This window comes from Bradyrhizobium liaoningense, from assembly GCF_018130955.1.
GTDB lineage: Bacteria > Pseudomonadota > Alphaproteobacteria > Rhizobiales > Xanthobacteraceae > Bradyrhizobium > Bradyrhizobium liaoningense_C.
The window spans coordinates 1-14915 of sequence record NZ_JAFCJM010000081.1 but is presented as its reverse complement, the minus strand read 5'-3'; the positions used below and the strand labels follow the sequence as shown (position 1 = coordinate 14915).

General features: G+C 64.6%; 15 protein-coding genes. 11 read left to right on the top strand and 4 right to left on the bottom strand.

The features are described from left to right. Positions 1-119: 119 nt before the first annotated feature. Together JQ632_RS35355 and JQ632_RS35350 are read right to left on the bottom strand one after the other, a co-directional pair. Entirely contained in the window at positions 120-1916 is a 1797-nt protein-coding gene (locus JQ632_RS35355) for a glucan ABC transporter ATP-binding protein/ permease (RefSeq protein ID WP_212407341.1), read from the bottom strand. Positions 1917-2031: 115 nt separating this feature from the next. Next, entirely contained in the window at positions 2032-3084 is a 1053-nt protein-coding gene (locus JQ632_RS35350) for an ABC transporter substrate-binding protein (protein WP_212407340.1), read from the bottom strand. A gap of 234 nt (positions 3085-3318) precedes the next feature. Between JQ632_RS35350 and JQ632_RS35345 the strand changes: the two genes are divergently transcribed. From JQ632_RS35345 to JQ632_RS35315, 7 genes are all read left to right on the top strand, one after another. Further along, the gene (locus JQ632_RS35345) at positions 3319-3663 is read left to right on the top strand and encodes a hypothetical protein (RefSeq protein ID WP_212407339.1); all 345 of its coding nucleotides are present in this window, start codon (positions 3319-3321) and stop codon (positions 3661-3663) included. Between the two features lie 136 nt (positions 3664-3799). After that, positions 3800-4204, top strand: a complete 405-nt coding sequence (hisE, locus tag JQ632_RS35340; protein WP_212407338.1) for a phosphoribosyl-ATP diphosphatase — start codon at positions 3800-3802, stop codon at positions 4202-4204. 62 nt (positions 4205-4266) lie between these two features. Further along, complete coding sequence (locus tag JQ632_RS35335) at positions 4267-4869, top strand: YqaA family protein (RefSeq protein WP_212407337.1); 603 nt, start codon at positions 4267-4269, stop codon at positions 4867-4869. 48 nt (positions 4870-4917) lie between these two features. Continuing rightward, positions 4918-5502: a hypothetical protein gene (locus JQ632_RS35330; RefSeq protein ID WP_212407336.1), complete on the top strand. Its 585-nt coding sequence runs from the start codon at positions 4918-4920 to the stop codon at positions 5500-5502. Between the two features lie 50 nt (positions 5503-5552). After that, positions 5553-6953 (top strand): aspartate ammonia-lyase, encoded by a 1401-nt coding sequence (locus JQ632_RS35325; RefSeq protein WP_212407335.1) that lies wholly within the window; start codon positions 5553-5555, stop codon positions 6951-6953. Between the two features lie 263 nt (positions 6954-7216). Then, entirely contained in the window at positions 7217-8185 is a 969-nt protein-coding gene (locus JQ632_RS35320; protein ID WP_212407334.1) for a nitronate monooxygenase family protein, read from the top strand. Between the two features lie 144 nt (positions 8186-8329). Further along, complete coding sequence (locus tag JQ632_RS35315) at positions 8330-9103, top strand: thioesterase family protein (RefSeq protein WP_212407333.1); 774 nt, start codon at positions 8330-8332, stop codon at positions 9101-9103. A gap of 444 nt (positions 9104-9547) precedes the next feature. On the opposite strand, the gene JQ632_RS35310 is transcribed toward JQ632_RS35315, so the two are convergent. Then, on the bottom strand, positions 9548-11110 hold the full coding sequence (locus tag JQ632_RS35310) for an AMP-binding protein (protein WP_212407332.1): 1563 nt from the start codon (positions 11108-11110) through the stop codon (positions 9548-9550). A gap of 100 nt (positions 11111-11210) precedes the next feature. Between JQ632_RS35310 and JQ632_RS35305 the strand changes: the two genes are divergently transcribed. After that, a complete protein-coding gene (locus tag JQ632_RS35305; RefSeq protein ID WP_212407331.1) occupies positions 11211-12176 on the top strand; it encodes a nitronate monooxygenase family protein in 966 nt (321 codons plus the stop codon). Here the strand turns inward: JQ632_RS35305 and JQ632_RS35300 are convergent. Next, a complete protein-coding gene (locus JQ632_RS35300) occupies positions 12173-12808 on the bottom strand; it encodes a hypothetical protein (RefSeq protein ID WP_212407330.1) in 636 nt (211 codons plus the stop codon). The two genes, JQ632_RS35305 and JQ632_RS35300, sit on opposite strands and share 4 nt — an antisense overlap. Before the next feature lie 133 nt (positions 12809-12941). Between JQ632_RS35300 and JQ632_RS35295 the strand changes: the two genes are divergently transcribed. The 3 genes from JQ632_RS35295 (at position 12942) to JQ632_RS35285 (ending at position 14718) form a co-directional block, all read left to right on the top strand. Then, entirely contained in the window at positions 12942-13193 is a 252-nt protein-coding gene (locus JQ632_RS35295) for a hypothetical protein (protein WP_212407329.1), read from the top strand. A gap of 134 nt (positions 13194-13327) precedes the next feature. Next, the gene (locus JQ632_RS35290) at positions 13328-14005 is read left to right on the top strand and encodes a hypothetical protein (RefSeq protein ID WP_212407328.1); all 678 of its coding nucleotides are present in this window, start codon (positions 13328-13330) and stop codon (positions 14003-14005) included. Between the two features lie 128 nt (positions 14006-14133). Beyond that, positions 14134-14718 carry a hypothetical protein gene (locus JQ632_RS35285; protein WP_212407327.1) on the top strand — a complete coding sequence of 195 codons (585 nt, stop codon included), beginning with the start codon at positions 14134-14136 and terminating at the stop codon, positions 14716-14718. Positions 14719-14915: the final 197 nt, after the last annotated feature.

The window sequence follows — 14915 nt, the reverse complement described above, 5'->3', positions numbered from 1 at the left end:
CTTGAAAGCGTATTCGGCGCCGCCGCTTGCGGCGGTGCAAACCTATACCGGCTCGTGCGTCGAGAACAGGGGCTTTGGCGCGGTATTCAGCGATGAAATGGGCCGAATTTCGGCAGTCCCTACGGGGACTTCACGGCTGATGCGGCGGCCTCGGACGCGCTTACGGCGGCCCGCGCATTTTCCTGCACCATGAACTGCGCCTTGGCGAGCTCGGCAAAATGGCCGCCTTTGGCGACGAGTTCATCGAAAGTTCCGTTTTCGATCACGCGCCCGTTCTCGAACACCAGGATTTTGGTGGCGTTGCGGATGGTGGAGAGGCGGTGGGCGATCACGAATGTCGTGCGGCCCCGCATCACTTCGTCGAGAGCCGCATTCACCTTGGCCTCGGTGACGGCGTCGAGCGCGCTGGTGGCTTCGTCCAGGATCAGAATTGGTGGATCCTTCAGGAGCGCGCGGGCGATCGACAGCCGCTGCCGCTCGCCGCCGGACAGCATGCGGCCGCGCTCGCCGGCATTGGTCTCGAAACCGCCGCTGCGCTCGATGAACTCGATCGCCTGCGCGCGCTCCGCGGCGACGCGCATCTCGGCCTCCGTCGCATCGGGCTTGCCGACGCGCATGTTCTCGGCGATCGAGCGGTTGAACAGCAGCGCCTCCTGGAACACCACGCCGATGTTCCGCCGCAGCGACGTCAGCGTCACACCGCGGACGTCCATGCCGTCGATCTTGATGAAGCCGGATTGCGGATCGAAGGCGCGGTGCAGCAGCGCGATCGCGGTGGACTTGCCCGCGCCCGTCGAGCCGACCAGCGCGATGGTCTGGCCGGGCAGCGCGGTGAAGGAGAGGTCCTCCACCGCCGGCCGCTTGCCGTCATAGGAGAAGGTGACGTCGTTGAACTCGACGAGGCCCGACAGCCGCCCCGCGTCGATCGCATCGGGCCGGTCGTGCACGGCGGGCACCGCGTCCAGCACGTTGAAGAATTCGCGCAGGCGCGGCGCTTCCATGAAGACGTTGTTGATGAAGCTGACGACCTGTTCGAGCTTCTGGATCAGCAGCGTCGCAAAGCTCACGAACATCACGATGTCGCCGACGGAGGTCAGCCCCTGGTCGTGCAGCGCGATGCCGAGCGTGAAGATCGCCAGCACGGTGATGGTGGTGGAGGCGCGGGTGATGACGGTGACCAGCGCCCACCACGACAGCACCGGCATCTGCGCCGCCAGCAAGTCGTCGGCGACCGAGCGCAGTCCCTTCACCTCGGATTCGACGCGCACAAAACTCTGCACCAGGGCGACGTTGCCGAGCGCATCGGAGGCGCGCGCGGAGAGCTCGCTGTAATGCTCCTCGACCGCCATCTGCATGCCAAAGGTCTTGCGCACCACGAATGTCGTCAGCGCCGTAAACACGATGCAGAGCACGAACAGGAGGACCGCGAGCCGCCAGTTCAGATAGAGCGACAGCGGCAGCAGCACGATCACCGAGAGGATGGCGGCAAAATGCTCGCGGAAGAATCCGAGCCACAGCCGCCACAACGCGTCGGTGCCGTTGAGCATCACCTTCATCAGCCGCCCCGAATGGGTGCCGGAGTGGAAGGTCAGCGGCAGTTGCAAAATGTGCTCGAAATAGCTCGTCAGCACCGCCTGGCGCTGACGGTGGGCGAGGCGGTCGGCATGCAGGGCCACCAGCGCGCTGCAGGCGATGGTGAACAGCCCGAACGCCACCCAGGCCAACAGGAACGGCCAGGCCGAATTGGAGCCTGCGACCGTCTTGCCCGACAGCACGTCGATGATGCGGCCGAACAGCACCGGCTCGGCGAATTGCGAAGCCGCGAGCAGGAGATTGGCGACCGCCAGCAGCCAGCCCAGCCGCGCCTCTTTGCCGAGCAGATCAAGGACGCGGGTGTAGAGGCGAAGGATGGACATGCGGGACAGGAACTCGAGGCGTGGTTGGCAAGCCGGCATTCTAACTATTGCCGGCATTCTAATCAGGGATGGCCCGGCAGAGATAGCGGGATACGGCGGAAGCCGTCAGTTTTACTCAATTGATCAGCCGCCCGCCCACCGGCGGCAGGAACGATCCGTCGAAGATGTCGCTCGCCACCGGCCGCTTGCGGAATTTGAAGTCCTGCGCGAGCTGGTCGATTGCCCGGTCGAGCCGCGCCGGGTCGATGTCGCCGAGGCCGTTGCGCCTGACTTCGTCGGTCAGGACGTTGTCGGCGAGCACTGTGCGCAGACGCTCGAGCTCGAGGTCCCGCACCCCACTCTCCATGCGGCTGACGACGTCATCCACCGCATGCTCCGGATCCCTCACGGTCGCATTGAGGCCGCCGATCAGGGCGCGCACGAAACCTCTCACGGCGTCGGGCTTCGCCGCGGCAAAGGCCGGATTGACCACCACTGCGAAGCCATAGGCCTCGCAGCCGTGGTCGGCATAGCGCAGCACCACGAGGTCGCCCGAGGGCACGCCGCGGTCGCGCAAATTGACGGCCGACAGATACGAGAAACCCGTGACCGCGTCGACCTGACCGGCGGACAGGATCGGCTCCCGCACGGCGGCGCTCATCTTGTAGAACTTTACGTGCGACGCATTGATGCCGTTTCGCTGCACGAGCGCGGGCCAGAGACGGAACGACAGGTCGCTGTCGGCCACGCCCACGATCTTGCCGTCGAGATCCGACAGCGCGTGGATGCCGCGGCTCTTGCGGGCAACGATCGCGTAGGGCGCGCGATTGAACAGCACGAACACCGCCTTGACCGCCGGTGCGTCGGGCTTGTCGCGAAAGCGGATCAACTCGTTGATGTCGACGAGCGCGAGATCGCTGTCGCCCTTGCCGACGCGCCCGAGCGCCTCGGGCGAGCCGGCCGCGTGGTTGAACGACACGCTGAGATGGTCGGCGCTGAACAGGCCGCTGCGTTGCGCGACGAAGAACGGCGCCATGCTGGAGTCCAGTGGACGGTCGAACGAGAACTGGATCGCAATGTTTTGCAGCGCATCCGCCCGAGCATCGCGCGCAGCCGGACAGAGCAGGGCCGCAAGGCCGATGCACAATGTCAGCAGACTGCGGAGGACGAATGTCGGACAAACGCGCATCAGGTCACGCCGGACTTTCGTTTGATGCTTCTTGGTGACGCTTTCCAAAGCGCCGGCGGCTCTCAGTGTGTCCGATCAAACCTGAACGGCTGATGAGCGGAATGCGTCACGATTTCGCAATCGTTTTGCGAATTTTTGTCGCGTTCATCTTGCGTTGGGGTTGGGGAACCCAAGATGGGATCTGCGGGTTGTGGAAGCATGAGCCTGTCCACAGGCGCCACGGAGGTCCCTGAGATGTTCGATCGATTTTCAAAATTTGCCGGCCGCAAGGCCATTCTTGCCACTGCGGCGGTGGTGGCTTTGACCGCCGCTGCACCCACCGCCTCTTACGCGGGCGGCCGTCACTGGCATGGTGGTGGAGGCGCCGCGGCCGCCGCGGTTTTCGGCCTTGCCGCGACCGGCCTTGCGATCGCAGCCACCCGCGATGCCTACGCCTATGGTCCGGGTCCCGGTTACTACTACAGCGAGGCCCCGGCGTATTACGCCCCCAGCCCCTATTATTACGGCCCGCCGCCCGAGCAATATGGCGGGTACACCAAGGTCTGTTCCCACGGCTGGTCCGGCTACGCCTGCTACTAACCGATCGGCCATTAGCCATCGATCAACTTGACGTTGACTAAAACAGGCCGGCGCCCTTGCGGGGCCGGCCTGTTTTTTGCTTTAATTGCCGGACGTTAACACGCTCGCCATTTGTTTCGAGTAGTTTTGAGTAACCATGAGTGATTCGCTTGAGCGGCTATATCTGGCTGTGCTCGCGGCCAGGGATCTCGATCCGCAGACATCGCGCACCGCGCGGCTGTTTCAGCGCGGCCCTGCCAAAATGGCCAAGAAACTCGCCGAGGAAGCCATCGAGGTCGTGATCGACGCGGTTCACGGCGACAGCGACGCCGTGATCCGGGAAAGCGCCGACCTGCTCTACAATCTCACCGTGCTCTGGGCTTCCGCTGGCGTCCGGCCCGAGGACGTCTGGCGCGAGATGGCGCGGCGCGAGGACATGCTCGGGATTGCCGAGAAGCTGCCGAAAACCTCGGTGAAATTGCCCAAAGTCGCGTCACCTCGCGTTGCCGCGCGGCGGCCAATTGTCGCGCTGGAAGGCCGCGCCGCCCGCAAGCGGCACTAGGCGTACAGAAAGCACCAAAGCACCACAAAGCGGCCCCATCTCGCCATGGACAAATCGGTCCCATGGTGCTTCATCGCGGCGCCATGCTGAAACGTATCTACGACTGGTGCATCGACGCCGCCCACAAGCCTTACGCGCTCTGGATCATGGGAGCCGTGGCCTTCGCCGAAAGCTCCTTCTTCCCGATCCCTCCGGATGTGATGCTGATCCCGATGTCGCTGGCGCGCCCGCAGCGCGCCTGGCTCTACGCCACTGTCTGCACCGCGACCTCGGTGCTCGGCGGCATCCTCGGCTACGCCATCGGCGCGCTGCTCTATGACTCGGTCGGCCATTGGCTGATCCAGGTCTACGGCCTCGGCGACAAGGTCGATGCTTTCCGCGCCTCCTATGCGGAATGGGGCGCCGTGATCATCCTGCTCAAGGGCCTCACGCCGATCCCCTACAAGCTCGTGACCATCACCTCCGGTTTTGCCGGCTACAATATCGGGCTGTTCATCCTGTGCTCGATCGTCGCGCGCGGCGGCCGCTTCTTCATCGCGGCGATTCTGCTCAACCGCTATGGCGACTGGTTCCGGCACAAGCTCGAGGAGCACCTCGGACTGTGGGTGACGATCGGCGCCGTCGTGTTGGTGCTCGGCTTCGTGGTTGCGATCAAGCTGATTTAGGGGATGCCGGCGCTTTGCCGCCGCGCCGGCTTCGGTTACGGTTGCGTCATGATGGTTCGATCCGGCAATCCGGTGGCACGACCAGCGATATTTTTCTGCGCGGTGCTGTCTGTTCTCATCGGTACCGCCGGGCTCGGATGGCCGCAGGCGATGGCGCCTTCGCCTGCAGCGCCAACGTCGCCTCCCCCGTCATCATCGCTCGGTCTGCGGGAGCAGGGGCCCGAGGCGCCGTCGCAGCCGGCGACATCAGCGCCTTCGGCGCCGCCCGCGCGCGAGGAAAATCCCGGCCTGATCAACGAAATGGGCAAGCTGTTCGACAAGCTGCCCTCCATCCTGCCGCCGATCAAAAGCCCCGGTGAGACCGCCAAGGACGCCGGAGACGCGCTGTCGCGCCTGGCAAAGCCCTCGGTCATGATCACGGGGAGGGTGTCCTGCCCGGCCTCGCCCAACGGCGCGCCCGACTGCAAGGTCGCCGCCGACCAGCTTTGTCAGAGCAAGGGCTACAAGGAAGGCAAGAGCCTCAACGCCGATTCGGCGGAAAAGTGCTCGGCAAAAGTCCTGATCCCCGGCCGGCAACGCAAGCCGGACGACTGCCGCACCGACACCTACGTCACGCGCGCGCTGTGCCAATAGGTGATGGATATCGGCGCGCAAAGCTCGAAGCATCGGACAAGGAGCATCTCGTGAGCCGCACAGAGCAGGACTTCCTCGGACAGCGTGAGATCGCCGACGACATCTATTACGGCGTCCAGACCATCCGCGGGAAGGAGAACTTCCACATCACCGGCATCCCGATGAGCCAGGAGCCTTACTTCGTGAAGGCGCTCGGCTACGTGAAGAAGGCCGCCGCGATGGCCAACCGCGATCTCGGCGCGGTCGATGCCAAGGTCGCGGACGCCATCATCCTGGGCTGCGACCGCGTCATTGCCGGCGACATGATGGACCAGTTCGTCACCGACTTCATCCAGGGCGGTGCCGGCACCTCCACCAACATGAACGCCAACGAGGTCATCGCCAATCTCGCGCTGGAATCGCTCGGCTTCAAGAAGGGCGACTACCAGCAGGTCAGTCCGAACGACCACGTCAATTACGGCCAGTCGACCAACGACACCTATCCGACCGCCTTTCGCCTCGCGCTGATCCTGCGGCTCGAGAGCTACATGACGGCGCTGCGGCAGTTGCAGGAGGCCTTCTTCGCCAAGGGCCGCGAGTTCGACCGCGTGCTGAAGATGGGCCGCACCCATCTCCAGGACGCGGTGCCGATGTCGCTCGGCGCTGAATTCCGCGGCTGGGGCACCACCATCGGTGAGGAGGTCGACCGTATCTCGGAGGCGCGCGCGCTGCTCCGCGAGATCAATCTCGGCGCCACCGCGATCGGCACGTCGGTCACGGCGGCGGTCGGCTATCCAAAACTCGCGGTCCGGCATCTGAGCGCGCTGACCGGCGTCGACTTCGTGCTCGCCGGCGATCTCGTGGAAGCAACCTCCGACACCGGCGCCTATGTGCAGCTCTCCGGGGTGCTCAAGCGTACCGCCAGCAAGCTGACGAAAATCTGCAACGACATCCGCCTGCTTGCCTCGGGCCCGCGCGCCGGCTTCAACGAGATCAACCTGCCGCAAATGCAGCCGGGCTCGTCCATCATGCCCGGCAAGGTCAACCCGGTCATCCCCGAGGTCGTCAACCAGACGAGTTTTCTCGTCATCGGGCTCGACACCACGGTGACCCTGGCGGCTTCCGCCGGCCAGCTCCAGCTCAACGTGATGGAGCCGGTGATCTCGTTTGCGCTATTCTTCTCGATCCGCACCATGGAACGCGCGGTCAACAGCCTGCGCGAGAACTGCGTGGTCGGCATCACCGCCAACGAGGACCACACCCGCAACATGGTGCTGAACTCTCTGGGCATCGTTACGGTGCTGAAGCCGCTGCTCGGCTACAAGCAATGCGCCGAGATCGCGCGCGAGGGCTACAAGAGCGGCAAGTCACTGCACCAGATCGTGGTGGTCGAGCGCAAGCTGCTCACGCAGCAGAAGTGGGACGAGATGTTCTCCTTCGAGCGGCTGATCAATCCCGATTTGATTGCGTAAGGGTTCTTGAGGTGTCGTCATTCCGGGGCGCGCGAAGCGCGAACCCGGAATCCATTTCGACATTCACTCTGTGGCCCGAGGGATTCCGGGCCTGCGCCTGTCGGCGCATCCCGGAATGACGGAAGACGAATTCCGCTGGTTGAAATTGCGGTAACGCTATCCGCACTGCGGCGTGAAAACGCAATACTTGACAGTGGAAAGATTGCCTTGTTGGTATGGACGCCAACCCGCAATTTTGACCGCCAATAGAGGACCGTTTCGCAATGTCTATGCCTGCCCTGTTCAAGGGACGCCTGTCGATCCCCGTGATCGGTTCGCCGCTCTTCATCATCTCCGTGCCCGATCTGGTGATCGCGCAATGCAAGGCGGGTGTGGTCGGCTCGTTTCCGGCACTGAACGCGCGTCCGCCGGAGCTGCTCGACGAATGGCTGGCGCGGATCACCGAGGAGCTCGCGGCCTATGACCGCGCGCATCCCGAGCGGCCGTCGGCGCCGTTCGCGGTCAATCAGATCGTGCACAAGTCGAACAATCGGCTCGATCACGACATGCAGCTCTGCGCCAAGTACAAGGTGCCGATGATCATCTCCTCGCTGGGTGCGCGCGAGGAGCTCAACCAGGCGGTTCACGGCTGGGGCGGCATCGTCTTCCACGACGTGATCAACCAGAAGTTCGCGCACAAGGCGATCGAGAAGGGCGCCGACGGCCTGATCCTGGTCGCGGCCGGCGCCGGCGGCCATGCCGGCGTGATCTCGCCGCTCGCCTTCGTGGCGGAAACGCGAAAGTGGTTCGACGGCCCGATCGCGCTGTCGGGCGCGATCGGCAACGGCAAGGCGATTCGCGCCGCGCGTATCCTCGGCGCCGATTTCGCCTATATCGGCTCGGCCTTCATCGCCACCAAGGAAGCCAACGCGGTCGAGAAGTACAAGGAGATGATCGCGTCCTCGACGGCCGATGACATCGTCTACTCAAATCTCTTCACCGGCGTGCACGGCAACTATCTGAAGCCGTCGATCCTCGCCGCCGGAATGGATCCCGACAATCTGCCGACCTCCGACCCCTCGAAGATGAATTTCGGCACCGATGCGTCCGGCGAGCGCGCCAAGCCAAAGGCCTGGAAGGAGATCTGGGGTTCGGGCCAGGGCATCGGCAGCGTCGAGAAGGTCATGCCGGCTGCCGAATTGATCGCGCGCTTCAAGAAGGAATACGACGAAGCCGTCGATCCGCCGTTGTAGACTGTCGTATCCGGGACGCGGTGCACCGCTCTTGCGGTGCGCCGCTTTGCCGGGACCCATGCCCCACGATGGACCCCGGATCAGCAGCGCACCGCTGACGCGCTGCGCAGCGTCCGGGAAATGTCGGCAGAAATGGAATGTTTGATGCCCCCCATCTTCCGCGTCGACGGCAACAGCGTCGTTACCAGCCCCGATGCGGCGGGGCCGTGGGATCCCCGGATGCAGCACGGCTCGGCGCCGGCTTCGCTCGTGGTGTGGGCGGCCGAGCGGATTCCGACGCAGGCGCCGATGGACATCGCGCGCGTCACCATCGACCTGATGCGCCCGGTGCCGGTGGCACCGCTGACGATTGCCACCGAGGTGCTGCGCGAGGGTCGCAAGATCCAGCTCTGCGGCATCAAGCTCCTGGCCGAGGGCGTCGTCGTGGTCGGCGCGACCGTGCTGAAGATCAAGCAGCAGGCGCTCACGCTGCCCGATGATGTCAAGGAGCTGCAGGTCGACCTGCCGTCGCCGGAGGAGTCGCTGGTCGAGGACGGCCACGCCGCCACCAGTCCGTTCGTGCGCGCGGTGTCGATGCGCGCCGCGCGCGGCCGCTTCGGCCAGGCCGGCGCCGGTGCGATCTGGTTTCGCGTCGATCACCCCCTGATCGAAGGTTTTGCCGTCTCGCAGGCGATGCGCGCCGTGGTCGCTGCCGACTTCTCCAACGGCACCGCCTCGACGTTGGATTTCCGTCACTGGACCTACATCAACGCCGACCTCACCGTGAGCTTTGCGCGGCAGCCGGTCGGCGAATGGATCTTGCTCGACGGCGACTCCTGGATCGGCCCGGACGGTGCGGGGCTCGCGATGTCGCGGCTTGCCGACAGGCAGGGCTATTTCGGCCGCGCCGTGCAGAGTCTGGTGATCGAGAAACGGTGAGTGCTGCGCTTTCCCGGCAGCTTCGCGCACATCGCCGATCGGCGCGCGCCCGGGGAATGACTTGAAGGGCAGGCTTCCGCCGCCGCGGAAGGGATGCCTGTCGCGAACCTCTTCTTGATCGGAGGTCTCTTGTTCGACGCCGACGTCCTGCCTTCACATGCCGTAGACGATCTTGATCTCCCACAGCAGGACTATGATGGCCGTGATCAACGCAATCGCGGCCACCGCACTTTCCAGGGAAGCGACTCTCATGCTTACTCTCCGCTTCCCCAGCCCCATCAGCGGTCTAGGTGATTCGCCGAATCGCCTGCAATTGCGTGGGTGCCGTCCGTGAAAAGTCGCTCGCGTGCTGTTGTTTACGGGTCACAGCTACCCGTAGAAACCCTGAGTCGAAACGCGCGAAGTTGTGCGGTGCAGGGTATGGCCGGTTGTAAGCCGCAAGGATTACCCCACCATCCGGCCTCGCCCGCTCCAGAAGCTCGCGCGCAGCACTTTCTTGTCGACCTTGCCGACGCCGGTCATCGGCAGATGCTTGACGAACTGAATCTGTTTCGGCGCATGCGCCGATCCCTTCTTTGACTTCACGAGGTTGATCAGCTCGTCCGCATCGGGGTTCGCGCCTTCGCGCGGGACCACGATCGCGGTGACCGCTTCGCCCCATTTCTCGTCAGGGATACCGACGACCGCAACCATCGCTACGTCGGCGTGTTGCGACAGCACGTCCTCGACCTCGCGCGGAAAGATGTTGAAGCCGCCGGAGACGATCATGTCCTTCTTGCGGTCGAGGATGAACATGTAGCCACGCTCGTCCTTGCGCGCGATGTCGCCGGTATGCACAAAACCGTTCTTCAGCGTCTCCGCCGTGATGTCAGGACGTTTCCAGTATTCGGCCATCACATGCGGCGCACGCACGCAGATTTCGCCGGCTTCGCCCGTCTTCACTTCCTGGTCGTTGTCATCGAGAATCTTGACCTCGCAGGCCGCGATCGGGAAGCCGCATGACAAGAACAGCTCCGGTGTCTTGGGATCGTGATCCGACTTGCGCAGCACCGAGACCGGATAGCATTCGGTCTGGCCGTAGAGCTGCGAGAACACCGGGCCGATGCGCTCGATGCCCTCGACCAGCCGGCTCGGCGACATCGCGGAGGCGCCATAAAGCACGAGCTCGAGCGAGGACAGGTCGGTCTTGTCCAGAGAGGGATGATCGAGCAGCACATAGATCATGGTCGGCACGAACAGCGTGAAGTTGATGCGCTCGCGCGCGATCGTCGTCAGCACCGCCTCGGGATCAAAACCTTTCAGCATGTGGACGGTGCCGCCGCGCATCAGGGTCGGCAACACCTTCGTGCCCGCGACATGGCTGATCGGCGCGACCGTGAGATAGCGCGCGGCATCCGGAATCTCGAAGTCGGCGAGGATCGCCGCGGCAGCTCCGGCATTTTCGCGGTGATAGCGCAGCGCGCCTTTGGATTTGCCGGTGGTGCCGCCGGTATAGTTCAGCGTGGAGAGGTCGTCGAGGCTGGCGAGACACTGCGCGCTGGCGTGTCCCGCGTTCTCGATCGCCGCCAGCAGATCGACGCCGTAGCCGGCAGGTCCCATGGTGAACACCGCTTTCAGCCGGCCCGTCTTCGCAGCGAGCTCGCCGCCGCGATCGCGGAAGGCGCTCGCATCGACCACCAGTACTTCGGCCTCGGAATCCTCGAGCTGAAAGAGCTGGTCTTCCAGTGATCCCAGCGGATGCAGCCAGGTGATGCAGAGGCGTGCCAATTGCGCGGCGTTGCCGGCGCACCAGGTGTCGGCGCGGTTGGCGGTGAGGAAGGCGACGCGCGCGCCCGGCTGCAGTCCAAGCCGCATCAACACGCCCTGAATCCGTCCGATCAGGTCGCTGGCGCCCTGGTAGGTCAGCGATCCCCCGGGCCAACTGAAGGCGGTTCGGCCTGGGTAGCGCGCCAGCGCGCGCAGCGTCTGCGCACAAGTCGGTGGCGATGCGTGGAGCGGAGCGGACATGTGTTTCCTCGTTGTTTTGTCATCGGCCGCTTGCCGTGCCAATGTTAGCTGCAACGCTAGCACAATGACTGCGGCTTGAAATGGCAAAGCGGAGGCACGCTTGAAATCGAAACGTCTCGATCGATTGCGCGAGCGACTGAGCCTTCCCCTGATCGCGGCGCCGATGTTTCTCGTCTCGGGCGTAGAACTCGTCGTGGCTGCGTGCCGCAACGGCGTGATCGGCAGTTTTCCGACGGTGAATTGCCGTAGCACGGAACAACTCGGCACATGGCTCACCGAAATCGAGACGCGTCTGCAGCAGCACGCCGACGCGAGCGGCAACAAGCACGCGCCGATCTGCCCGAACCTGATCGTGCATCGCTCCAACGCGCGGCTGGAGCAGGATGTGAAAGTGCTGCTGCAACACAAGCCAGAGATCGTCATCACCTCCGTCGGTTCGCCCGCGCCGGTGGTGAAGCCGTTACACGATGCCGGCGCACTGGTGCTCGCCGACGTCGCCTCGATCCGCCACGCCGAGCGCGCGGCGGAGGCTGGCGCAGACGGGCTCGTACTGCTCACGGCGGGCGCGGGCGGTCAGACCGGCTGGCTCAATCCATTCGCTTTCGTCCGCGCGGTGCGCTCGTTCTATGACGGCATCATCGTGCTCGCGGGCGGCATCAGCGACGGCCATGCCCTCCATGCGGCGGAAGTGCTCGGCTGCGATCTCGCCTATATGGGCACAAAATTCATTGCGACGCGCGAGAGCATGGCGGACGATCGCTACAAGCAGATGCTTGTGGAGGCGAGTGCCGACGACATCCTGCTGACCACGGCGTTCACGGGTCTTCAGACCAACATGCTGAAGCCATCGATCGTCGCCGCCGGTCTTGATCCCGACGATCTGCCCGCGCGCGGCGCGATCGACATCGGCAAGGATATCGACATCACCGCGCGCGAGAACCGCCCAAAACGCTGGCGCGACATCTGGAGCGGCGGTCATTCGACCTCGGGCGTGGTGGATGTGCCCGGGGTCGACGATCTCGTCGCACGGACGCTCGCCGAATATCGCGCGGCCGGCGGGAGCTAGTTCGCGACAAAGTACCATTGCTCGGCATAGCGTACGGCCTGCCGCGGCGGCTCGTCGTCGAACTCGAAAAAATTTGCGGGATCGCCACCCTTCGGCACATGCAGGAAGCCGGAGAAGGTGTGGCGGAAGCCGCGCATGGTGAGGAACAGGACATAGGCGCCGCGGTCGTCCTGATCGACCACGATCTCGCCGCCGGCCGACACGGTGCTTGCGTCGGGCGACAACGCGATCAGACGGGCATTATGCGCGACGTTCGGAACGAGTTCGCCGGCCTCGACGCGCGCGACGATCCGTTCGCGCGCCGCGCGGTGCCACCAAAAATTCGTCTCCAGCCAGATGTGCGTGAACGGAACGTAGGTGAGCGCGGCCAGCGTCGCGGCGCAGACGACGAAGGGCAGCGCGAATCGTGCACCGCGCGCGCGGATGCGCGTCAGCAGAAACAGCGACCATAATCCGCAGACCGGAAACAGCACGGCGAGCACCGGCAGCAGCGCGAGCACGAGGCCGGAGGGGAAGTCCGACATCGGCAGCTCGAACGCGGCAAGCCCAAGCGCCAGTGCCGAGGTCGCAAGGCAGGCCGTCAGCGGGAGGCGGACCGATCCCGCGCGCGCGTTGCCTGTTGTCTCTGCCATGCCGCTTGGTCGCCCGCGCGCGGCCTCGCGTTCGAGGCCGCAATCCCGCAGACGCGGCCATTTAACCGCACATTAACCATCGCGATCCCAGAATCCCCCTCAAGGCCGCCGATCAGGACCAAAGGGGTAGGCGATGGACTACGATTATCTCAGCACCACCAAGACGCGGGCAACGCTCGACGAAATCCGGGTTCGGGTGGCGCATGCGCTCGCGCGCCATCCGCTCTGCCGCAAGGTGCGCTTCGACATCGTCAGCGTGCCCCGCACCCGTCGGGGCGGTAACTGGACCGTCACCCTGCAATCGGTCGAGCCGCGTGCGGTATGGGAAGCCTCCGAGATCGTCGCCGACATCCAGGACGCCTACGACCTCGCCGCAGCCGCTTGATTTCATTGAAGTTTCCGGTCGCTGTCGCCGCAATCCAGCCGGATGTCGCCGCGCGCAACGGCTTGCGCCTTAATTCCCGCCCAGTTTCCGGGCTTTTCTGACGTGGACGTGAAGAGCAGGCCGCGGAGAGACGTTTGTCGAAAGCCATCACCATCGTCGTTCTGACCTGCATCCTCGTCCTCGGTGCCGCCGCCACTGCGATTCTGGGCCGCGACAGCGTCCCTGCCGTCACCGCCGAGATGGTTGCAGCCCAGCCCGCGCCAAAGGAGCTGGTCACCAACCGCGCCGCCAAGGCCGACCGGCTCAACATTCCGACCCTGGCGCTCGCCTCCGCCGCGATCGAGCCCGTCAAGGTGCCCGCCCTTACCGAGCCGCTGCGCCAGGCCTTTGCCGCTGCCACGCCGTCCGATTTCCCGATGCCGAAGGCGAGCGCATCCGAGGCGCCGGCCCAGGCTGCCGAAGCGCCGGCCAAGCCGAAGCCGGTTGCAAAGCCGCAGCCGCAGAAAGCCTACTCGCTGCTATCAGACGTGCAGATTGCCGGCATCAAGGACCGGCTGAAGCTGTCCTCGTCGCAGGAATATTACTGGCCTTCCGTGGAGACTGCGCTCCGCAACGTCGCGCGCAAGATTCAGGCGAACAAGCTCAGCAATCCGCAGGTGCAGGGCGTGCAGCTCGATCCGGACAGCCAGGAGGTCCAGCAGTTGAAGTCGGCCGCGATGCCGCTGCTGTTCCAGTTGCGCGAGGACCAGAAGGAAGAGGTCCGCAAGCTTGCCCGCATCATCGGGCTCGAGAAGGTCGCGCAGCAGATCTGACGTGCGACAGCAGGCTCTTGTTCTGAACGTGTCTTGCCGCGGAACTGCCGCTTTTCCCCAAACGTCCATCCCGTCAAGGAACATCAAATTCTGCCACGCGTTGCCCGCTCCAAAGAGGGAGTGGATCAATGCGCGCTTCGACAGCCTATTTCGTCGGTGCCGGAACGATCGTCGCGGCCATCGCCATTGGTCTTGGCGGCGGTCTTATCGCCGGCAATATCATGCATCCCGTCACGCCCAAGCAGGGGCCCGACACGGCCAAGTATGAGCGGCGCGCGGAGCCAGTGGTGGCTGCGGCGACAGCAAGTGGGCCGTCCGAACACGTGCGGTATCTGACGGGCTCGCAGGTCTTTGGTGCTGTGTTCGCACCGCCCGCGCATGCCGAGTCGCAGACCAAGACGGCAAGCACCGAACCGCCGGCACCCGCAGCCAACGACGCGAGGACGGCCAACGCTGCTTATGCGCCTGAGAACGCTTACGCCAAGGCGAGCGAGTCCGATACCAAGCGCGCTGCCCAGGAACGGCGCCGGGCTGAGCGGCAACAGCATTGGGCGGAGCGGCGCCGTCAGGAGATGCGCGGGCCGCGCGATCGGACCGACTGGAACGACGTCGCGCGCAGCGTGCGAGAGGATTCCGAGTCCCGCGAATTCATCGCGAGCCGCCGTCCGGCGCTCCCGCAGATCAGGCTGTTCGGCTCCGATGACGACGATTAGGGCCTAACTCGTTTCCCTTCTCCCCTTGTGGGAGAGGGTGGCTCGCCGGTCCTAACCGGCTACATGGGTAACAGAATAGACCGGCGACATGGGTAACAGGTCAACTGTCGGCAAGGAGGGCTTTGCCGATGGGTTGGAAGGAGACCTGTGCCGTGGACGAGCGGATGCGCTTTATGGTGGCGGTTGAGAAGGGCGAG